This window comes from Tepidimonas aquatica (assembly GCF_007556585.1).
In the GTDB taxonomy this organism is placed as follows: domain Bacteria; phylum Pseudomonadota; class Gammaproteobacteria; order Burkholderiales; family Burkholderiaceae_C; genus Tepidimonas; species Tepidimonas aquatica.
In genome coordinates, this window is sequence record NZ_VJNA01000040.1 from 1 (window position 1) to 19,615 (window position 19,615).

Sequence of the window (19,615 nt, forward strand, 5' to 3'; positions counted from 1 at the left end):
TGAGCACTTGAAGGTTGTCCAGCGACACATTGCCCCGCTGCCGCGGCAGGCAATCCTCGATACGCGCGAATTGCGCAGGCGTAAGTTCCATGCGCAGTATGTTAGCACGTAGTGTTAACAGGCCCTAGCGGCAGGTTGTGCACGATCGCTTCCAGGTACGCGCTGCGCTGGCGCAGGGCTTCCTCCAGCCGCACGCGCTCGGTGATGTCGATGTTGATGCCGTAGGCGATACGCTGGCCGCTGGCAGGGTCGCGCGTGACGGTGATGCGCAGCAGGTGGTGCGTGATGCGGCCGTCAGGTTGGCGCAGGCGGTAGTGCGTTTCGCCGTGGCCGCGTTGGTAGGCTTGCTCCAGTTCCTGGTTGACGCGGGCGCGGTCGTCGGGGACCAGATGACGCAAGGCGTTTTCGCGCGCGGCCGGCTCCTGCGGGCCGATGCCGTGCATGCGCCGAAACACCTCCGACCACCACAGCTCGCCGCTGTCGACGTTGCGGCGCCAGTGCGCGATGTCGAGTCGGTCCAGCAGCTCGGAAAAGCGCTGCCGTTCGTCGTCCAGCAGCCCTTCGGTGGTGTGGTGACGGCCGCGCGCGCGCCACCACGCCCAGCCTGCCGCAGCGGCGCAGGCCCACCCGAGCAGGGCAAACGCAATCAGCATGGTGCGGCGAGCAGGTTCACGGTCGTGGCAGTATAGGCGCCGTCCGCGGCGCAGGGGGCTCGGAATTACCCGCAGCGCCGCCGGGCCGGGTCAACGGCGCCGACTGCTGCCACCCGCCAGGCCACCCAACAGCCCGCGCACCAGTGCACGTCCAAGCTGGGCGCCGACCTGCCGAACCGCCGTCTTGACCACCGTCTGCACCAAACCGTCGGTCTGCCCGCCGCGCGGTCCGGTGCGGCCAAACAGCACCTCACCGACCAGGCCGCCGAAGCCCGTGCCTGTGGCGCTGGTTGCCACCGGGCCAGACGGGGCCGCCCCTGCCGCCGCTGCGCCGGCGTGCGCGGCGCGCAGCCGCTCGTAGGCGCTTTCGCGGTCCACCGCCTGCTCGTAGACGCCGGCCACCAGCGAGCTGCGCAGCAGCGCCGTGCGCTCCTCGGGCGTGATCGGCCCTAGGCGGCTGGCCGGCGGCAGCACCCAGGCGCGCTCGGTCTCGCTGGGGCGGCCTTTGGCGTCGAGCAGGCTGACCAACGCCTCGCCGACGCCCAATTCGGTGATGGCGCGCTCCAGGTCGAGCCCTGGTTTGGGTCGCATCGTTTGCGCGGTAGCCTTGACGGCTTTTTGGTCGCGCGGTGTGTAGGCACGCAGGGCGTGCTGGATGCGGTTGCCCAGTTGGCCCAGGATGCTGTCGGGCACGTCCAGCGGGTTTTGCGTCACAAAGTACACCCCCACGCCCTTGGAGCGGATCAGCCGCACGACCAGTTCGATGCGCTCCAGCAGCACCGGCGGTGCGTCGGCGAACAGCAGGTGCGCTTCGTCAAAGAAAAACACCAGCTTGGGTTTGTCCAGGTCGCCCACTTCGGGCAGCGCCTCGAACAGCTCCGACAGCAGCCACAGCAGAAACGCGCCGTACAGGCGCGGCGCGGTCAGCAGCTTGTCGGCGGCCAGGATGTTGACAACGCCACGCCCGTCGACGGTCTGCATCAGGTCGGCGATGTCGAGCATCGGCTCGCCGAAAAAGCGCTCGGCACCTTGCTGTTCCAGCGTCAGCAGGCCGCGCTGAATGGCGCCCACGCTGGCGGCGCTGATGTTGCCGTACTCGGTGGTGAATTGGCGCGCGTTGTCGCCGACGTGCTGCAGCATCGCGCGCAGGTCCTTCAGGTCCAGCAGCAACAGGCCCTGGTCGTCAGCGATCTTGAACACCAGGTTGAGCACGCCGGCCTGGGTGTCGTTGAGGCCCAGCATGCGTGCCAACAGCAGCGGGCCCATGTCCGACACCGTGGCGCGCACGGGGTGGCCTTGTTCGCCGAACACGTCCCACAGCGTCACCGGGCAAGCGGCCGGCTGCGGGGCGGGCAGGCCGCGTTCGGCCAGCACCTGGGCCAGTTTGCCCTCGATGCGGCCGGGCTGGCTGATGCCGGTCAAGTCCCCTTTGACGTCGGCCAGAAACACCGGCACGCCGTGGCGCGAAAACCCTTCGGCCAGCGTTTGCAGGGTGACCGTCTTGCCGGTGCCGGTGGCGCCGGTGATCAGGCCGTGCCGGTTGGCCTTGTCCAGCAGCAGGCGGCATTCGGTGCCGTCACGTCGGGCGACGAGGATGGAAGCGCTCATGGGTCGTGGAGGGTCGGGTTGCAACAGGGGCGCCGCGTAGAATAACGGATTGCCCCTGCGGGGGCTGGACGAACGACGCAAACGACGACGAGGTTCGCATGGCAGGACATTCCAAGTGGGCCAACATCCAGCACCGCAAGGCGCGGCAGGATGAAAAGCGCCAGCGCATGTGGACGCGCGTGGTGCGCGAGATCATGATCGCGGCGCGCCAAGGCGGTGGTGACCCGGCGGCCAACCCGCGCCTGCGGCTGGCGATCGAAAAGGCCAAAGCGGCCAACATGCCCGCCGACACGATCAAGCGCAACATCGACAAGGCCACCGGCAACCTGGAAGGTGTGCAGTACGAGGAGGTGCGCTACGAGGGCTACGGCATCGGTGGCGCAGCGGTGATCGTGGACTGCATGACCGACAACCGCGTGCGCACGGTGGCCGAGGTGCGGCACGTGTTTTCCAAGCACGGCGGCAACCTCGGCACCGAGGGTTCGGTGGCGTTTCAGTTCCAGCACTGCGGACAGATCGTGTTCGAGCCCGGCGTGTCCGAAGACAAGGTGATGGAAGTGGCGCTGGAAGCCGGCGCCGACGACGTGCTGACGCAGGATGACGGCTCGATCGAGGTGCTGACCGCGCCGACGCAGTTCGAAGCGGTGCGCGACGCGCTGCAAGCCGCGGGGTTGAGGCCGGCGATGGCCGAGGTGACCTGGCGCCCCACCAACACCGTGGCCTTGAGCGGCGAGGACGCGCAGCGCATGCAAAAGCTGCTGGACGCGCTGGAAGACCTGGACGACGTGCAGGAGGTGTTCCACAACGCGGAGCTCGACCTATGAGCGGCGGGCTGCGCATCCTGGTGGTGGGGGGGGGCGGCCGCGAGCATGCCCTGGCGTGGAAGCTGGCGCAGTCGCCGCAGGCGGCGCAGGTGTTCGTGGCGCCGGGCAACGGCGGCACCGCGCGCGACCCGCGTCTGACCAACGTGCCGCTGAGCGACGTGGCGGCGTTGCGCGACTGGGCGCGCGAGCAGCGCATCGACCTGACCGTGGTGGGGCCCGAAGCGCCGCTGGCCGCCGGCATCGTCGATGCCTTCCGGGCGGCGGGGCTGCGCATCTTCGGGCCGACGCAGGCCGCGGCACGCCTGGAGAGCTCCAAAGCCTTTGCCAAGGCGTTCATGCAGCGCCACGGCATCCCGACCGCGGCGCACGAAACCTTTGCCGACGCGGCCGCCGCGCACGCCTACGTCGAGCGCGTCGGCGCGCCCATCGTCGTCAAGGCCGATGGCCTGGCCGCCGGCAAAGGCGTGGTGGTGGCCATGACGGCTGCCGAGGCGCACGAGGCAATCGACTTCATGCTGCTGGACAACCGGCTGGGCGTGCAGCACAACGCCGAGGGCGCGCGCGTGGTCATCGAGTCGTACCTGGAGGGCGAGGAAGCCAGCTTCATCGTGCTGGTGAACGGCGAGCATGTGCTGCCGCTGGCCACCAGCCAGGATCACAAGCGGCTGCTCGACGGCGACGCCGGCCCCAACACCGGTGGCATGGGGGCCTATTCACCCGCACCCGTGGTCACGCCGGAGGTGCACGCGCGCGTGATGCGCGAAATCATCGAGCCCACCGTGCGCGCCATGGCGGCCGAAGGCACACCCTACACGGGCTTTTTGTACGCCGGGCTGATGATCGCGCCGGACGGCACGCCGCGCACGCTGGAATTCAACTGCCGCATGGGCGACCCCGAGACCCAGCCCATCCTGATGCGGCTGCGCAGCGACCTGCTGCCGGTGCTGCTGGCGGCCACCGAAGGGCGGCTCGACCAAGTGACGCTGCAGTGGGACGAGCGCGTGGCGCTGGGGGTGGTGGTGGCTGCCGAGGGTTACCCTCTCAACCCGCGCAAGGGCGACGTTATCGAAACGCTACCGGCCGACGGCGACGACGCCATGGTGTTCCATGCCGGCACCGCGCTGGATGCGATGGGACGCTTGGTCGCCAGCGGTGGGCGCGTGCTGTGCTGCACGGCCCTGGGCACGGATGTGGCCGCCGCGCGCGCGCGGGCCTACGCGCTGGTCGATGGCGTGCGCCTGGCCGGTATGCAATACCGGCGTGACATTGGCCACCGGGCGCTGGCGCGCGGTTGAGGCCGCGCGGCCATCCTGGGCGACCTTGAGAGGAGAGCAACCGTGAACGACCCGGTGCCTACGATGCGCGAGTACCTGCTGGGCTTACAGGCACGCATCACCAGCGCGATCGCGGAAATCGACGGGCGATCATTCCTGTCCGACGCCTGGGAAAAGGAGCCCGGCAGCACGCTGCAAGGCAGCGGCGTGACGCAAATCCTGGAAGGGGGGGAGGTGTTCGAGCGCGCCGGCTGCGGGTTTTCCCACGTCAGCGGCCCGCGGCTGCCGCCCTCGGCCACCCAGCACCGGCCGGAGCTGGCGGGCGCGCCCTTCGAGGCGTTGGGCGTGTCGCTCGTGTTCCACCCGCGCAACCCGTACGTGCCCACCGTGCACATGAATGTGCGCATGATCACGGCACGCCCCCAGGGTGGCGCTGCGGTGAGCTGGTTCGGCGGCGGCATGGACCTGACGCCGTACTACGGCTTCGAAGAGGACGCGGTGCATTTTCACCGTACCTGCGCGCAGGCGCTCGCGCCGTTTGGCGACGACAAATACCCGCGCTTCAAAGCCTGGTGCGATGACTATTTTTGCCTGCGCCACCGGGGGGAACAGCGCGGCATCGGCGGCATTTTTTACGACGACCTCACCGAACTCGGCGTCGAAGGCGGGCTGGCGCTGACACGGGCGGTGGGGGATGCCTTTTTGCACGCCTACGTGCCCATCGTGCAGCGGCGCAAGGACACGCCTTACGGTGAGCGCGAGCGCCAGTTCCAACTGTACCGGCGTGGTCGCTACGTCGAGTTCAACCTGGTGTGGGATCGTGGAACGCACTTCGGCTTGCAGTCGGGCGGGCGCACCGAGTCGATCCTGCTGTCGATGCCGCCGCTGGTGCGCTGGGCCTACGACGAGCGACCGGCGCCGGGCACGCCGGAGCATCGCCTGCTGACCGAATTTTTGGTGCGACGGGATTGGTTGTGAGCGAGCGGCCAGCCCCGCAGCGGCGCCGTGTCGGTGTGCTGGGTGGGGCGTTTGACCCGCCCCACCGCGCGCACCGGGCGCTGGCCGAGGCGGCGCTGGCGCAGCTAGACCTCGATGCGCTGCACATCGTGCCCACCGGGCAGGCCTGGCACAAGGCACGCCCGCTGACCGACGCGGCGCATCGGCTGGCGATGTGCCAACGGGCGTTTGGCGATTTGCCCGGCGTGGTGCTGGACGCGCGCGAGCTGCGGCGCACGGGGCCTTCGTACACGGTGGACACGCTGACCGAGCTGCGTGCCGAGCACCCCGCGGCCGAGCTGTTGCTGCTGCTGGGGGTCGACCAGTGGGCGGCGCTGCCCACCTGGAAACGCTGGCGCGACGTGCTGGCGCTGGCCACGGTGGTGGTGGCGCAGCGGCCGGGCTGCGTCGCCCCAGGTCCACCCGGGGCCTGTGCCCTGAGCTTGGAGCTGCCGCCGCTGCCGGTCAGCTCCACCGCCGTGCGTGCAGCCGTGGCCGCAGGCGCCGACGAAGCGGCGCTGCGCGCGCTGGTGCCGGTGGCGGTTGCGCGGTATATTGTCGAACACGGTTTGTACCGTCTCCCTTCACCCACCGATCCATGACCGACACCGCCGCCCAACGCCGCATCCAAATACTTCAGCGTGCCATCGTCGATGGCCTGGAAGACGTCAAAGCGCAGGACATCCGCGTGTACGACACGCAGGCGCTCACCCCGCTGTTCGAGCGCGTCATCATCGCCAGCGGCACCTCCAACCGCCAAACCAAGGCGCTGGCCGCCAGCGTGCGCGACAAGGTCGTGGAGGCCGGCTTTCCCAAGCCCCGGCTGGAGGGCGAGGACAACGGCGAGTGGATCATCGTCGACTGCGGCGCCGCCGTCGTGCACGTGATGCAGCCGGCCATCCGCCAGTACTACCGGCTGGAGGAGATTTGGGGCGACAAGCCGGTGCGGCTGCGTCGCGCGGCCACGCGGACCGCCGCTTCGGGGACCGCCCCTGCCACCACCGCGGCCCCAGCGTCCAACCGGGCGCCGCGGCGCCGGCGTGCCGCAAGCGCTGCCGATCCAGCATGAAAATCCACGTGCTGGCCGTCGGGCAGCGCTTGCCCGACTGGGCCGAGGCCGCGTGCGCGGATTACTTGAAGCGCTTTCCGCCAACGCAGCGCGTCGTGCTGCAGACCGTCAAAGCCGAGCCGCGCACCGACACGCGCGGGGCCGAGGCCTGCATGGCCGCCGAAGCCGAGCGGCTGCGTGCCGCCCTGCCCAAAAGCGCCCACGTGGTTGCGCTGGACGAGCGCGGCCAGCGCTGCACCACCGAGCAGATCGCCCAACGCTGGCAACGGTGGCAGCATCTGGGCGCCGACGTCGCGCTGTTGATCGGCGGCCCTGATGGGCTGAACCCGGCGTTGCGCGAGCAGGCCCACGAGCGGCTGCGCCTGTCGGACCTGACGTTGCCCCACGCGCTCGCGCGCGTGGTGCTGTTGGAACAGTTGTACCGCGCCTGGTCCATCGTTCACGGACATCCTTACCACCGCGCATGAGCCCGCCCGACCTGCCCACCGATGGCCGCCCCTGGGTCTATCTGGCGTCGCAAAGCCCGCGCCGCCACGAGCTGTTGCGCACCTGGGGCGTGACACCGGTGCCGCTGCTGCCCGACGCGCACGAAGACCCCGAGGAGCTGGAAGTGCCCGCACCGAACGAGCCGCCCGCCGCCTACGTGCGGCGTGTGACGCGCGCCAAGCTGGCCGCGGCGGTGGCCCGCCTGCGCCGCCGCAGCTGGCCGGCGGGCGTGGTGCTGAGCGCCGACACCACGGTGGCCGTGGACGGCGCGATCCTGGGCAAGCCCACCGACGCCGCCGACGCGGCGGTGATGCTGGCGCGCTTGAGCGGGCGTGCGCACGAGGTGCTGACCGCCGTGGCGGTGGCGCACGGCCCGCGGCGCTGGCTGCGGCTGAGCCGCTCGCGGGTGCTGTTCAAGTGGCTGACCTCGGCGGAGATCGACGCCTACGTCACCAGCGGCGAGCCGATGGGCAAAGCCGGCGCTTACGCCATCCAGGGTGTGGCGGCGCTGTGGGTACGGCGCATCCATGGCAGCCACAGCGGCATCGTCGGCCTGCCGGCGTTCGAGACCGGCGAGCTGCTGGCGCGCGCCGGCCTGACCCCGCTGCGGTAACCTTGCACGCCATGACGCACGACATCCTCATCAACTGGTCGCCGCAGGAAACGCGCGTGGCCATCATTGAGCAAGGCGCGGTGCAGGAGGTGCACATCGAGCGCGCGCTGGAGCGCGGGCTGGTGGGCAACATCTACGTCGGGCGGGTGCAGCGTGTGCTGCCGGGCATGCAGTCGGCGTTCATCGACATCGGCTTGGAACGCACGGCATTTTTGCATGTGGCCGATTTGCTGCCGCACATCCAGCAGCGGTTCGGCCCCGCGCGCGCCGACGCCGACCACGGGGGCGGGCGCCCCGCGCCGCCGCCCATCGAGCGCCAGGTGTTCGAGGGCCAGTCGCTGCTGGTGCAGGTGCTCAAGGACCCCATCGGCAGCAAAGGCGCGCGGCTGACGGCGCAGATCAGTATAGCGGGGCGGCTGCTGGTGTTTCTGCCGCACGACGAACACATCGGGGTGTCGCAAAAAATCCCCAGCGCCCAGCGCGAGGCCCTGCGCCAGCGCTTGCAGTCGCTGGTGGGCGAGGGCGGCGGTGGCTTCATCCTGCGCACCAACGCCGAAGACGCCAGCGACGAGGAGCTGGCCGATGACATCGCCTACCTGCGCAAAACATGGCAGCGCATCCGCGAGCGTGCCAACAGCGCCCGCCCCCCGACCCTGCTGTACGAGGAGCTGACCCTGGTGCAGCGCGTGCTGCGGGATTTGGCCACGCCCGCCACGCGCTCGATCCAGGTCGACTCGCGCGAGCAGTTTGCCGCCTTGCAGGCGTTTGCCCAGGAATACACGCCGCAGGTGGCCGAGCGGCTGCAACTGTACCGTGGCGAGCGGCCGATTTTCGAGCCCTTTCAAGTGGACGAGGAGATCCTGCGCGCGCTGGGCCGGCGCGTCGACCTCAAAAGCGGCGGCTACCTGATCATCGACCAGACCGAAGCGCTGACCACGATCGATGTCAACACCGGCGCGTTTGTGGGCGCGCGCAACTTCGACGACACGGTGTTTCGCACCAACCTAGAAGCCGCGCAGGCCATCGCGCGGCAGTTGCGGCTGCGCAACCTGGGGGGCATCGTCATCATCGACTTCATCGACATGGCGCGCGAAGAGCACCGCGAAGCCGTGCTGGCCGAGCTGCGCAAACAACTGGCGCGCGACCGTGTCAAGACGATGGTGGGGGGCTTTTCGGCGCTGGGGCTGGTGGAAATGACGCGCAAGCGCACGCGCGAGTCGCTGGCGCAGATGCTGACGGAAACCTGCCCGGCGTGCGACGGCCGCGGCCGCGTGCGCACCGCGCGCACCGTCTGTTACGACATCCTGCGTGAGATTTTGCGCGAGGCGCGCGCCTTCAACCCACGCGAGTTTCGCATCGTGGCCGCGCCCGCGGTGATCGAGCGTTTCCTGGACGAGGAAAGCCAGCACCTGGCGGGCCTGTCGGACTTCATCGGCAAGCCGATTTCGCTGCAGAGCGAAAGCGCCATGACGCAAGAGCAGTACGACATCGTGCTGCTGTAGGGCGACTTCACATCCCCCACACCCCCACCGTGCGGCTGCCGACTTGCTCGGTGCGCTGCCAGATCTTGTCGTCCCACGGGATACCCGGCCGGCGGTCAAAGACGATCAGGTGCGCCTCATCCGCCCCGCAGTGGTCGGCGTACTGCGCCGTCTGGGCCAGCCCCTCGTGCAGCGTGGCCTCCAGGCTCTTGTGCAGGATTTTGAGCTCCAGCACCACCCGCTGCAGCGGCCCCAGCAGCCCCTGCGCTTCGTCGATCGGCCACTCGATCAAGAGGTCGGTGCGCCGCCGCCCCAAGCCATACTCGCGGCTGATGCGCCCACCGCCGTTGACGATGCGCTGCAAAAACGCCTGCAGCAGCAGCTGTGGGCCAGCTTCCTTGTACTGAAAGCGCTCGATCCAGGCGTCGGCGTTTTCGCGGAAGAACTGCTGAAACGCCGCCAGCAGCTTGGGCATGTCGAGCCGGCGCTCAGGCGTGAGGTACCAGGCCTGCTCGTGCGCGATGGTGATTTGCCGCGTCCAGGTCAGCTCGCGCGGAATGACTTCGGGGTAGATGCGGTTGGCGATGCGCAGCTGCGGGCGGGTGGTGATGAGGCCAAGGTCAGCCACGTACTCCACGTCGTCGGTGGGCAACGTGTCATCAGAATGCTCGCTGGCCAGCAAGCGGCTGATGACGCGGTGCACGCGCTGCTCGCGCACGCCGCACAGCACCACCGTTTGCGGAAAAGCCTGCGGGCGCTGCGCGTAGCCGGCGCGGATTTAGCGCAGCAGTGAAATGAGCGTGCCGCCCACCAGCGCGTCGACCTCATGCGGGGCGTGCAGCACGACGTAGCGCTGCGCTTCGACCAGCGCTTCGATCTCTTGCAAATCCACCCGCTCCAGCGGATCCAGCAGGTAGTGCAGCTCCGGCTTGCTGGGGCCGGCGGTGTTGAATTGCTTTTCGGCCATGGGCGCAGTGTAGCGGGCAGCGAGGCCAAACCACAGCGGGTCGTGCGTCACCCCTGGGGGCCGTCGCCAGCAAAAGCCGCCTCGCCACGCGCGTGCAGCCGCGCGTACAGGCCACCCGCGGCCAGCAGTTGCGCGTGCGTGCCTTGTTCGACCACGCAGCCTCCTTCCAGCACCACGATGCGGTCAGCGTGTTCGATGGTGGACAAGCGGTGCGCGATGACCAGCGTCGTGCGCCCGGTCATCAGCCGTGCCAGGGCTTGTTGCACCAGCCGCTCGGAGGTGTTGTCCAGCGCCGACGTGGCCTCGTCCAGGATCAGCACCGGCGCGTCTTTGTAGATGGCGCGGGCAATCGCCAGCCGTTGACGCTGTCCGCCCGACAGTTGCGCGGCGTTGTGGCCGACCACCGTGTCCAGCCCTTGGGGCAGCGTCGGCCACCAGTCGTCCAAGTTGGCCGCGGCCAGGGCCGCCTGCACGCGCGCGTCGTCCGGGTTGGGGTCGCCCAGCGCGACGTTGGCGCGCACCGTGTCGTTGAGCATCACGACGTCTTGGCTGACCATGGCGAACTGTCGCCGCAACGCCACCAGGTCCCACTCGCGCACGTCGCGCCCGTCCAGCAAGACCCGTCCGCGGCTGGCCTCGACAAAGCGCGGCAGCAGGTTGACCAGCGTGGTTTTGCCCGAGCCCGACGGGCCTACCAGCGCCACCACCTCGCCGGGTTGGACGTGCAGCGTCACCCCCTGCAGCGCGTGCCCGGCGCCGTGGCGGTATTGCACCCACACGTCGTCCCACGCGATGGCGCCGTGGACGCGGGGTGTGTCGTGCTGTCCGCCGGCTTGCAACGGCGTGGCCTCCAGCAGGGCCAGCCCGCGCTCCAGCGCCGCCAGCCCGCGCGTGATCGGCGTGGCGATGTCGGCCAGTTGGCGCAGCGGCGTCACCAGCACCAGCATCGCGGTCACGAAGCCCACGAAGCTGCCCACCGACACCCCACCTTGCGCCTGCACGAGCGCCATCACGATCACCGCCGACAACGCCGCCGCCGCCAGCAGCTGGGTCAGCGGGGTCATCAGTGCGGCGGCCACGGTGCTCTTGAGCGCCAGGCCGCGCAACGTCTGGTTGAGGCGGTCGAACCGCTGCTGTTGCTGCGCCTGCGCTTCGTGCAAGCGAATCAGTCGGTGGGCCAGCACGTTTTCTTCGACGACGTAGGCCAGCGCGTCGGTGGCGTCCTGGCTGCGCCGTGTCACCCCGTACAGCCGCCGCGACAGCACCCGCATGCCCCACGCCATCGGCGGAAACATCGCCAGCACCACCAACGTCAGCGCCCAGTTGAGCCACAGCAAATACCCCAGCAGCGCCACGATGGTGAGTGCCGTGCGCACCGCTGTCAGCAAGGCCCCGACCAGTTGCCCGGCGCCGTTGTTGACCTCGTACACCACGGTGTTGGCCAGTTGGCTGGCGTTGTGCTCGGCGAACAGGCGCAGCTCCGCGTGTCCCAGCCGCTCGAACAGCACGCGGCGCAGCGCCACCATGCCACCGTTGGCGGTGTAGGCCAAGCCGTATTGGGCGACGAAGGTGGCCAGTCCCCGCAGCGCAAACAGCCCGATCAGCGCCAGTGGCACCGCCCACAGCGGCACCTGCCCGGCGACAAACCCCTCGTCCAGCAGCAGTTTGAGCAACGCCGGGATGGCCGGCTCGGTGGCGGCGGCCAGCAGCGCGCCGAGCAACGCCAGCCCCAGGCCGACCCGGGCAGGGCGAAAATACGGCCACAGCCGCCGCAAACGCTGATGCAGCGGGGCCGAGGGCGGGGTGGGGGCGGTGGATGTCAACGTCGATCCAGGGGGGTGGGGAACTCGGTCGTACCGGCCAGCGTCCCAACCGCGAAGGCGCTTGGCCGATCCGTTATTATCCGTTCCTCGTCTGGGCGAGTCTCCTGGGCGACGTATTGCGCATGACGACGACCTCCTCGATCGACCCTTTTCCAGATAACCCCTGGGCGCTGCATCGGCGGCAGTGGCTGGGCGCGGCCGCCGCAGCGCTGGCGGCGCCGTGGGCGCGCGCGCAGTTCCGCGTCGAAGTCACCGGCGTGGGCATGCAGCAGATTCCCTTTGCGGTGGCGCCGTGGCGCGTACCGGGTGGCCTGCCGCAGGATGTGCCGGCGATCGTTGCGGCCGACCTGGTGCGCAGCGGGCTGTTGCGGCAAGTGCCCAGCCAGACCCAGGGCCTGGACGAAACCACCCACCCGGATCTGGCGCCGTGGAAGGCGCAAGGGGTGGATGCGCTGATCACCGGCAGCGTGCGCCCATTGGCCGATGGCCGCTTTGATGTGCGGTTTCGGCTGTGGGATGCGGTGCGCGGCACCGACCTGGGCGGGCAAAGTTACCCGGTCGGCGCGGGTCAGTTGCGTTTGGCGGCGCACCGCATCGCCGACTACGTTTACGAAAAACTGACCGGCGAGCGCGGGGTGTTTGCCACCCGCATCGCCTACGTTGGCGAGCAGGGGGGACAACACCGCCTGTGGGTGGCCGATGCGGATGGCGAAAACGCCCAGCCGGCGTTGACCAGCCGTGAGCCGATCATCTCGCCCGCTTGGTCACCCAACGGCGCGCAACTGGCCTACGTGTCGTTCGAAGCGCGCAAGCCCGTCATCTACGTGCACGACATCGCCACCGGACGGCGGCGGCTGTTGGCCAGTTTTCGTGGTTCCAACAGCGCGCCGGCCTGGTCGCCCGACGGTCGCCGGGTGTACGCGACGCTGACGCTGGCCGGCAGCTCGCAGATCTACGCGCTGGACCTGGACGGTGGCCAGCCGCAGCGCATCACGCAGACCGGGGGCATCGACACCGAACCGGCCTTCGCGCCGGACGGCAAATCGGTGTACTTCGTCAGCGACCGCGGCGGCTCGCCGCAGATTTACCGCATGACCCCGGATGGGCGCGAGGTGACGCGCGTCACCTACGATGGCGGCTACAACATCTCGCCCGCCATCAGCCCCGACGGCCGCCACATGGTCTACGTCACGCGTCAGGGCGGCGCGTTTCAGTTGCGCCTGATGGACCTGAGCAGCGGCGCCGTGACGGCGTTGACCGACACCCAGGCCGACGAGAGCCCGAGTTTCGCGCCCAACGGCCGCCTGATCATTTACGCCACCCGCACCCAGGGGCGCGAAGCGCTGATGACCACCAGCCTGGACGGCCGCGTCAAGGCCCGCCTCAACGCGCGAGGCAACGTGCGCGAGCCCGACTGGGGCCCGTGGATGGCTTGAGGTCTCGACACCATGGCGATGCCCAACGTTTTGGATCCCCTTCAACCCAACGACATGAACCCGATGAACAAGCGACCCACCTCCGCGCGCCCGCTGGCGCGTCTGACCCCGTTCGTGCTCGCCGCCGCGTTGATGGCGGGGTGTTCAAGCGTGCCGCTGGATGAAGGCGGCGCCCCGGTGACCGACCGCAGTCCGGCGCCCGTCGGCGCGGGCGGTGAGGGCGGCGCCGCAGGCGGCGCGGCCAGCGGCGGTGTGGACGGCCGTGCGGTCACCCCGGCGCAAGCGGCGCCGGCCGAAACGGCGCAGCCGCCGGCCAACGTGGCGCGGGTTATTTACTTCGATTTTGACTCGTACGTCGTCAAGCCCGAGTACATGGCCACGCTGGAAGCGCACGCGCGCTTCCTCAACGCCGACCGCAAGCGCCGCGTGGTGCTGGAAGGCCACACCGACGAGCGCGGTGGCCGCGAGTACAACCTGGCGCTGGGGCAAAAGCGCGCCGACGCGGTGCGCCGCGCGCTGGCGCTGCTGGGTGTGCAGGACGAACAAATGGAGTCGGTGAGCTACGGCAAGGAAAAACCGGCCGTGCCCGGCAGCGGCGAGGAGGCCTGGAGCCGCAATCGCCGCGTTGAATTCGTGTACCACTGAAGCGCAGCAGGAACGTGCCGATGATGCCCAACCACCGCAGCGGCCGAAGCGTGCCGAACCGTACACCGCGCCTAGGGGCTTGGTGGCTGGCGTTGGCCCTGCTGGGCGGGGTAGCGCAGCCGGCGTGGGCGCTGTTCAGCGACGACGAGGCGCGCCGCGCGATTTTGGAGTTGCGCGGCCGCGTCGAGGCGCAGCGCCAAGAGCTGGAAGCGGCGCGCCAGCGCGTGGCGGAGCTGGAGGCGGCGCTGGATCCGGCGCGCCGCGGGTTGCTGGAGCAAACCAACCAGCTCGAAGCGTTGCGGCGCGAACTGGCGCAGTTGCGTGGGCAGCAGGAGCAGCTGGCGTTTCAGTTGGCCGAGCTGCAGCGCCAGCAGCGCGACGCGTTGGCCGCGCTGGACGAACGCTTGCGCGCGCATGAGCCGGTCAAGGTCTCGATCGAAGGGCAGGAGTTCACCGCCCGGCCGGAGGAAAAGGCCGCGTTCGAGGGCGCGATGGCGGCGCTGCGGGCATCGGAGTTCGCCCGCGCGGCGCAGCTGTACGCCGACTTCGTGCAGCGTTACCCCCAAAGCGGTTACGTGCCGCTGGCGCTGTACTGGCGCGGCAACGCCTTGTACGCCACGCGCGACTACAAGCCTGCCATCGACGCGTACCAGCGCTTGCTGGACGCCTACCCGCGCCACCCGCGCGCGCCCGAGGCGATGTTGGCCATCGCCAGCTGCCAGATTGAACTCAAGGACGTCAAGGCCGCACGGGCCACCTGGCAGGCGCTGGTGCGGCGCTACCCCGACAGCGAGGCGGCTGCTGCAGCGCGCGAACGTTTGAGCCGTCTGCGGTGACGGTTTGCGCAGCCGCGTGACGTCCGCAAGCGGCGCGGGCCCGCTCTACAATCGCGTCCCGACCATGGACGAAACCACTTTTCAATCTTTGCACGCCACGGTGCTGGCGGCGGCCTTCGCCGTCTCGGCGGTCTTTGGCGCACTGGCCCAGCGCACCCATTTTTGCACGATGGGCGCCATCAGCGACGTCGTCAACATGGGCGACACGGTGCGGTTGCGCATGTGGGCGATGGCCATTGGCGTGGCCATGATCGGTTTTCACCTGTTGGCGGCGGCCGGGCTCGTTGACCCCACCCAAACCATCTATTGGAGTGGGCGTGTCATTTGGGCCTCAGCGTTGCTGGGCGGGGCGTTGTTCGGCTTTGGCATGGTGCTGGGCTCGGGCTGTGGCAGCAAGACGCTGGTGCGGCTGGGTGGCGGCAGCCTCAAGGCGCTGGTGGTTTTTTTCGTGATGGGGTTTGCCGCCTACGCCACGTTGCGTGGCATCACCGCGGTGTTGCGCGATCGCACGGTGGATCGCCTGGCGTTCGACCTGCAGCCGGGCAGCCCCTTGCCGGCGTGGTTGGCGCAGCAGTTCGGCTGGGCGCCGTCGTCCACGGCACTGGTGCTGGGCGTGGGGGTGGGGGCCGCGCTCGTCGTCTGGGCGGCGGTGCACCCCGACTTTCGCGCCAGCGGTAACGCCTGGCTGGGCGGACTCGGCATCGGCGCCACGGTGGCGGCGATGTGGGCGGTGTCCGGCTGGTTGGGGTTTGTGCCGGAACACCCGCAAACGCTGGAGCCGGTCTATGTGGCCACGCAAAGCGGGCGCATGGAGGCCTTGACCTTCACCGCCCCGATGGCCTACACGCTGGACTGGCTGATTTACTACAGCGACGCCAACAAGGTCCTGACCTTGGGGGTGGTGTCGGTGTTGGGCGTGGTCGCCGGTGCCGCCGCGATGGCGCTGGCCACGCGCACCTTCCGCTGGGAGGGCTTTGCCGGCACCCGCGACACCGCGCTGCACATCGTGGGCGCGCTGTGCATGGGCGTGGGTGGCGTCACCGCCATGGGGTGCACGATCGGGCAGGGGCTCTCTGGGGTCTCGACGCTGAGCCTAACCAGCGTGTTGGCGTTGGTCGGCATCGTGCTGGGGGCGTTGGCGGGTTTTCGGTTCCAGCTTTGGTTGCTGGAGCGTGACTGAAGCTGTTTCCGCGCACGCCCACGCGCCGGTCCCCGACGCGGCATCGGGTGACTGGGATCCGGCGCGCCGCTTTGGCGGCGTGCAGCGCCTGTACGGCGCGCGTGGGGCGCGCACCATCGCCGAGGGCCATGTGGTCGTGGTCGGCGTGGGGGGCGTGGGCTCCTGGGCGGCCGAGGCGCTGGCACGCAGCGGGGTGGGGGCGCTCACGCTGATCGATCTGGACCACGTGGCCGAATCCAACGTCAACCGCCAGGTGCACGCGCTCACCGCCACGCTGGGCATGGCCAAGGTGCATGCGATGCAGGCCCGCATCGCGGGCATCCACCCCGGGTGTCGGGTGCGGGCGGTGGACGCTTTCGTGGCCCCGGACAACTGGGCCGAACTGTGGCAGCTGGCGTGCCGCGCGCAGGGCGAAGCGCGCCCGTTGGCGGTTATCGATGCGTGCGACCAGATGGCCGCCAAGGAAACCCTGGCGGCATGGGCGCGCGCGACACAGAAGGTGCCGTTCGTGACCGTGGGCGCGGCGGGGGGCAAGCGGCTGGCGTACGCGGTGGAGGTGGACGATGTGGCCTTGGCCACGCACGACCCGCTGCTGGCGCGGCTGCGCCAACGGTTGCGCCGCTACCATGGGGCGCCGCGGCAGGGCCGCATCGGCGTCACCGCGGTGTTCAGCCGCGAGGCGGTCGCCCCGCCCGACCCGTCGTGCGCGTTGGGCCGCGAGGGCAACCTGAACTGCCACGGCTACGGCTCGTCGGTGGCCGTGACGGCCACCTTCGGCCTGTGCGCCGCGGGGTGGGTGCTGGATCGGGTGGCGCGTTTTTCATGATGCTATAATGAAAACTTTCGCGCTGCCCAGCAACGGTAACGCACGGGTCGTTAGCTCAGTCGGTAGAGCAGCGGACTTTTAATCCGTTGGTCGCAGGTTCGAATCCTGCACGACCCACCAAGCAAATCAAACTCTTAGAGCAAGAAGCAAGTCGACCAAAACCGCACCGCTCGCGTCATGTAGGCACCATGTAGGCAATTTTGGCAACCGGCGCATGCGCTGCATGCATGCGTTGGTGAGCCTGCCCCTGCAGGGTGGAGTGCTTAGCCCTTGTTGAAAAATGTCGACAAGGAGAGAAGCGATGAGTGACAAGCAGGTGCGTGCGCAGTACACGCGGGAATTGGTTGGGTCGTGGCGTCGTACGCTGGGTTGGTTGCTGTGCCGGCTGGATCACGCGCGGCTGACCGAACGCCTGCGCGACGCCGCGGCTGGTCGCTCTGCAAAGGGACGACCCGCAAGGCGCCATCCTTTGGCAGCGGCAGGTGGCGACGTGGGTGTGGCTGCTTGCCGCCGGGCTGGGTGTCGGAACCGCCGTAGTTTTCCCCCTCTTTTGGCTACGGGCTGGCTGGGCCTGGAGGCTGAGGCTCAGGGCGCAGCCCAAGCCGTGCTGCCGTGGCTGGCCGGGCAGTTCGTCATGGGCGCGGCCGGGGTCGTCGATCAGATTCTGCTTGCCCACATGCCGAGCGGCAACCTGGCGGCTTATGGCTATGCCAACCGGGTGATGGCCCTGGCCCTGACGCTCTCCGCCACCGTCATCGGGCGGGCCTTCTTGCCCGTGTTGGCCGCGGAGGCCGATGAGCGGCTGCGGCTGGAACTCACCCGGCGTTGGGCCAAGCGCTTTTTCTGGCTCGGCGCGCTGGGGGCTGCGGCGTTGATGTGGGTCGCCGAGCCTGCGGTGGCGCTGCTGTTCGAGCGCGGCAACTTCACTCGCGCCGACACCGCGCAGACTTCCGCGCTGCTTCGGCTGATGGCCCTTCAATGGCTGCTTTACCTCGTGGGCACCGTTTGGGTGCAGTGGACGCTCGCCCGGGGTGGTAGACTATCGGGTCTCCTTTGGGCCGCGTTGGCAGGCACGGGGGCGAAACTGGCGGTTTCGCTCCTGTTGGTCGCATGGTTGGGATGGGGGGCCGAGGCCATCTGCGCTGGCCTGGCGGCCGCCACCGTGGGCTACTGGCTGGCGTTGAAGGCTTCCGTGTGGAGGTGCATCGTGAAAGTGGGGGGGTAGGGTGATCGATAACGCAACCGGCACACCTGCGATCAGCGTCATCGTGCCGTGCTACAACGTCGAAGCGTACATCGACCGGGCCTTGCAAAGCCTGCGGGGGCAGACGTTCGAGGACTTCGAAATCATCGCCGTCGACGACGGCAGCACGGATGACACGGGCGCGAGGCTGCGGTGGTGGGCGCAGAGGGAGCCGCGGCTTCGGATTCACGGGCAGGAAAATCGAGGTCTTTATTTAGCCCGACTGTGCAGCATCGCCCAGGCGCGTGCGCCATGGGTTACTTTCATAGACGCGGACGATGAGCTGGAACCGGGTCACTTCGTGACGAGTATGAGCACCCGTTTCGTCCGTTGTCCCCGTACTGGCCAGTAGGTGCGTCGATACACTTGCCCCATGCCCGAGAAGCAATTCAACACCGCCGGCCCGTCGATTCCCGGGGACCACTACCTGCTGGATCCCTTGCACCGCATCGACCTGGAAGAGGTGCTTAGCCTAATCGAGGCCAAGCGCTACTTCGTCCTGCACGCCCCGCGCCAGACCGGCAAGACCACGGCGCTGTTGGCGCTGATGGAGTATCTCAAGCGGCAGGGCCGCTACCGGGCGCTGTACGCCAACATCGAAACCGCGCAAGCGGCGCGCGGCAACGTCGCGGAAGGCATGGCCGCCATCGTGCGTGCGCTGGCCAGCGCCGCGCATAACTACTGGCAAGACGAAGCTGCCGAGCGGATGGCCCTGGAGCTGCTGGGCACCGTGGGCGTCCATGACTGGGTGCGTACGCTGCTCGAACGCTGGAGTCGGGCGGATGCGCGGCCCATCGTGCTCATGCTGGACGAAGTCGACGCCTTGGTCGGCGACACGCTGATTTCCCTTTTGCGCCAGATCCGCGCCGGCTACGCCCAGCGCCCGGCGGCGTTTCCGCAGACCGTCGTCTTGTGTGGCGTGCGCGACGTGCGCGACTACCGCATCCATTCGGGCGGGGGCGAGATCATCACCGGCGGCAGTGCCTTCAACATCAAGGCCGAATCCTTGCGGCTGGGCAACTTCAGCGAAGAGGAGACCCGAGCACTCTGGCAACAACACACCGAAGCGACGGGCCAACGCTTTGACGACGCCATCTGGCCTGAGCTTTGGGAAGACACCCGCGGCCAGCCGTGGCTGGTGAACGCCTTGGGGGGTAATCCCCCCGCAAAACCAGTGCGCTGAGAAGTAGAGAGTCTCGAAGGAGAATCTCTACGATGAAGAAATCGCGTTTCACTGACAGCCAGATCATCGACGCGCTCAAGCGGGCGGAGGCTGGTCTGAGCGTGCCCGATCTGTGCCGCGAACTGGGCATCAGCTCGGCGACCTTCTACAAGTGGCGGGCCAAGTACGGCGGCATGGACGCCTCGCTCATGGCGCGCATGAAGGAGTTGGAGGAGGAGAACCGGCGGCTGCGCAAGATGTACGTCGAGGAAAAGCTCAAGGCCGAGGTCGTGGCGGAGGCTCTTGCAAAAAAGTGGTGAAGCCATCTCGCCGGCGCGAGATGGCACAACGAGCCGTGCAGCAGCGCGGGCTGTCGATCCGGGCGGCTTGTCAAGCCTTTCGGATCAGCCAGGCCTGCTACCGCTACGAGGCCCGGCGCGACACCGAAGACGAGGAGATCGCCCAGTGGCTGCTGCGGCTGACCGACAATAAC

General features: G+C 68.8%; 20 protein-coding genes, 1 tRNA gene and 2 pseudogenes. 18 read left to right on the plus strand and 5 right to left on the minus strand.

The genetic code is table 11. The annotated features are described in order from the left end of the window. Window positions 1-101: 101 nt before the first annotated feature. On the minus strand, window positions 102-653 hold the full coding sequence (locus Taqua_RS11880; RefSeq protein ID WP_144326827.1) for a PAS domain-containing protein: 552 nt from the start codon (window positions 651-653) through the stop codon (window positions 102-104). A gap of 90 nt (window positions 654-743) precedes the next feature. Then, the gene (locus tag Taqua_RS11885) at window positions 744-2,261 is read right to left on the minus strand and encodes a helicase HerA-like domain-containing protein (RefSeq protein WP_144326828.1); all 1,518 of its coding nucleotides are present in this window, start codon (window positions 2,259-2,261) and stop codon (window positions 744-746) included. Between the two features lie 98 nt (window positions 2,262-2,359). Between Taqua_RS11885 and Taqua_RS11890 the strand changes: the two genes are divergently transcribed. The 8 genes and pseudogenes from Taqua_RS11890 to rng all read left to right on the plus strand — a co-directional run bounded on the left by Taqua_RS11890 (window position 2,360) and on the right by rng (window position 9,025). After that, entirely contained in the window at window positions 2,360-3,085 is a 726-nt protein-coding gene (locus Taqua_RS11890; protein ID WP_144326829.1) for a YebC/PmpR family DNA-binding transcriptional regulator, read from the plus strand. An 8-nt stretch (window positions 3,086-3,093) separates the two neighbouring features. Beyond that, window positions 3,094-4,380, plus strand: coding sequence for a phosphoribosylamine--glycine ligase (gene purD, locus Taqua_RS11895; RefSeq protein WP_144326841.1), 1,287 nt, complete (start codon window positions 3,094-3,096; stop codon window positions 4,378-4,380). 63 nt (window positions 4,381-4,443) lie between these two features. After that, window positions 4,444-5,337, plus strand: coding sequence for an oxygen-dependent coproporphyrinogen oxidase (gene hemF, locus Taqua_RS11900; RefSeq protein WP_132961905.1), 894 nt, complete (start codon window positions 4,444-4,446; stop codon window positions 5,335-5,337). Beyond that, window positions 5,334-5,957, plus strand: a complete 624-nt coding sequence (gene nadD, locus Taqua_RS11905) for a nicotinate (nicotinamide) nucleotide adenylyltransferase (RefSeq protein WP_144326830.1) — start codon at window positions 5,334-5,336, stop codon at window positions 5,955-5,957. The genes hemF and nadD overlap by 4 nt, the downstream gene beginning before the upstream one ends. After that, window positions 5,954-6,314 (plus strand): annotated as a pseudogene (rsfS, locus tag Taqua_RS11910) (ribosome silencing factor); the annotation flags it as partial. The gene nadD and the pseudogene rsfS, both read left to right, overlap by 4 nt. Window positions 6,315-6,420: 106 nt before the next feature. Further along, on the plus strand, window positions 6,421-6,891 hold the full coding sequence (gene rlmH / locus Taqua_RS11915) for a 23S rRNA (pseudouridine(1915)-N(3))-methyltransferase RlmH (RefSeq protein WP_144326831.1): 471 nt from the start codon (window positions 6,421-6,423) through the stop codon (window positions 6,889-6,891). Then, a complete protein-coding gene (locus tag Taqua_RS11920) occupies window positions 6,888-7,523 on the plus strand; it encodes a Maf family protein (protein ID WP_132961758.1) in 636 nt (211 codons plus the stop codon). Before rlmH ends, Taqua_RS11920 begins: the two co-directional genes overlap by 4 nt. A gap of 11 nt (window positions 7,524-7,534) precedes the next feature. Further along, window positions 7,535-9,025, plus strand: a complete 1,491-nt coding sequence (rng, locus tag Taqua_RS11925; RefSeq protein WP_144326832.1) for a ribonuclease G — start codon at window positions 7,535-7,537, stop codon at window positions 9,023-9,025. A gap of 7 nt (window positions 9,026-9,032) precedes the next feature. On the opposite strand, the gene Taqua_RS11930 is transcribed toward rng, so the two are convergent. Genes Taqua_RS11930 through msbA form a run of 3 tightly spaced genes read right to left on the minus strand, consistent with a single transcriptional unit; the run spans window position 9,033 to window position 11,794 of the window. After that, entirely contained in the window at window positions 9,033-9,737 is a 705-nt protein-coding gene (locus Taqua_RS11930; protein ID WP_221933940.1) for a hypothetical protein, read from the minus strand. A 45-nt stretch (window positions 9,738-9,782) separates the two neighbouring features. Continuing rightward, entirely contained in the window at window positions 9,783-9,971 is a 189-nt protein-coding gene (locus Taqua_RS13330; RefSeq protein WP_207895024.1) for a hypothetical protein, read from the minus strand. 47 nt (window positions 9,972-10,018) lie between these two features. Then, window positions 10,019-11,794 carry a lipid A export permease/ATP-binding protein MsbA gene (gene msbA, locus Taqua_RS11935; protein ID WP_144326833.1) on the minus strand — a complete coding sequence of 592 codons (1,776 nt, stop codon included), beginning with the start codon at window positions 11,792-11,794 and terminating at the stop codon, window positions 10,019-10,021. Window positions 11,795-11,916: 122 nt separating this feature from the next. On the opposite strand from msbA, the gene tolB reads away from it, so the two are divergent. The 10 genes and pseudogenes from tolB to Taqua_RS13600 all read left to right on the plus strand — a co-directional run. Next, on the plus strand, window positions 11,917-13,230 hold the full coding sequence (gene tolB, locus Taqua_RS11940) for a Tol-Pal system beta propeller repeat protein TolB (protein WP_144326834.1): 1,314 nt from the start codon (window positions 11,917-11,919) through the stop codon (window positions 13,228-13,230). Window positions 13,231-13,293: 63 nt separating this feature from the next. Beyond that, complete coding sequence (pal, locus tag Taqua_RS11945) at window positions 13,294-13,875, plus strand: peptidoglycan-associated lipoprotein Pal (RefSeq protein ID WP_144326835.1); 582 nt, start codon at window positions 13,294-13,296, stop codon at window positions 13,873-13,875. Window positions 13,876-13,895: 20 nt separating this feature from the next. Continuing rightward, a complete protein-coding gene (gene ybgF / locus Taqua_RS11950; protein ID WP_246094712.1) occupies window positions 13,896-14,711 on the plus strand; it encodes a tol-pal system protein YbgF in 816 nt (271 codons plus the stop codon). Between the two features lie 64 nt (window positions 14,712-14,775). Further along, window positions 14,776-15,891 carry a YeeE/YedE family protein gene (locus Taqua_RS11955; protein ID WP_144326836.1) on the plus strand — a complete coding sequence of 372 codons (1,116 nt, stop codon included), beginning with the start codon at window positions 14,776-14,778 and terminating at the stop codon, window positions 15,889-15,891. After that, on the plus strand, window positions 15,884-16,717 hold the full coding sequence (locus Taqua_RS11960) for a tRNA threonylcarbamoyladenosine dehydratase (protein ID WP_144326837.1): 834 nt from the start codon (window positions 15,884-15,886) through the stop codon (window positions 16,715-16,717). Before Taqua_RS11955 ends, Taqua_RS11960 begins: the two co-directional genes overlap by 8 nt. Window positions 16,718-16,761: 44 nt before the next feature. Next, a tRNA-Lys gene (locus Taqua_RS11965) sits at window positions 16,762-16,837 on the plus strand. Window positions 16,838-17,018: 181 nt separating this feature from the next. Next, window positions 17,019-17,942: a lipid II flippase MurJ gene (locus tag Taqua_RS11970; RefSeq protein ID WP_185969622.1), complete on the plus strand. Its 924-nt coding sequence runs from the start codon at window positions 17,019-17,021 to the stop codon at window positions 17,940-17,942. A 1-nt stretch (window position 17,943) separates the two neighbouring features. Then, entirely contained in the window at window positions 17,944-18,312 is a 369-nt protein-coding gene (locus tag Taqua_RS11975; RefSeq protein ID WP_144326839.1) for a glycosyltransferase family 2 protein, read from the plus strand. Window positions 18,313-18,333: 21 nt separating this feature from the next. Further along, on the plus strand, window positions 18,334-19,143 hold the full coding sequence (locus Taqua_RS11980; RefSeq protein WP_144326840.1) for an ATP-binding protein: 810 nt from the start codon (window positions 18,334-18,336) through the stop codon (window positions 19,141-19,143). A 32-nt stretch (window positions 19,144-19,175) separates the two neighbouring features. Beyond that, window positions 19,176-19,615 (plus strand): annotated as a pseudogene (locus Taqua_RS13600) (transposase); the annotation flags it as partial.

Coding starts and splice junctions, on each gene's coding strand:
- hemF (WP_132961905.1), top strand. CDS start 4,444: ATGCGCGAGTACCTGCTGGGCTTACAGGCACGCATCACCAGCGCGATC.
- ybgF (WP_246094712.1), top strand. CDS start 13,896: ATGATGCCCAACCACCGCAGCGGCCGAAGCGTGCCGAACCGTACACCG.
- Taqua_RS11885 (WP_144326828.1), bottom strand. CDS start 2,261: ATGAGCGCTTCCATCCTCGTCGCCCGACGTGACGGCACCGAATGCCGC.
- Taqua_RS13330 (WP_207895024.1), bottom strand. CDS start 9,971: ATGGCCGAAAAGCAATTCAACACCGCCGGCCCCAGCAAGCCGGAGCTG.
- Taqua_RS11880 (WP_144326827.1), bottom strand. CDS start 653: ATGCTGATTGCGTTTGCCCTGCTCGGGTGGGCCTGCGCCGCTGCGGCA.
- Taqua_RS11955 (WP_144326836.1), top strand. CDS start 14,776: ATGGACGAAACCACTTTTCAATCTTTGCACGCCACGGTGCTGGCGGCG.
- Taqua_RS11890 (WP_144326829.1), top strand. CDS start 2,360: ATGGCAGGACATTCCAAGTGGGCCAACATCCAGCACCGCAAGGCGCGG.
- Taqua_RS11970 (WP_185969622.1), top strand. CDS start 17,019: ATGAGTGACAAGCAGGTGCGTGCGCAGTACACGCGGGAATTGGTTGGG.
- rng (WP_144326832.1), top strand. CDS start 7,535: ATGACGCACGACATCCTCATCAACTGGTCGCCGCAGGAAACGCGCGTG.
- Taqua_RS11980 (WP_144326840.1), top strand. CDS start 18,334: ATGCCCGAGAAGCAATTCAACACCGCCGGCCCGTCGATTCCCGGGGAC.
- tolB (WP_144326834.1), top strand. CDS start 11,917: ATGACGACGACCTCCTCGATCGACCCTTTTCCAGATAACCCCTGGGCG.
- rlmH (WP_144326831.1), top strand. CDS start 6,421: ATGAAAATCCACGTGCTGGCCGTCGGGCAGCGCTTGCCCGACTGGGCC.
- Taqua_RS11920 (WP_132961758.1), top strand. CDS start 6,888: ATGAGCCCGCCCGACCTGCCCACCGATGGCCGCCCCTGGGTCTATCTG.
- pal (WP_144326835.1), top strand. CDS start 13,294: ATGAACAAGCGACCCACCTCCGCGCGCCCGCTGGCGCGTCTGACCCCG.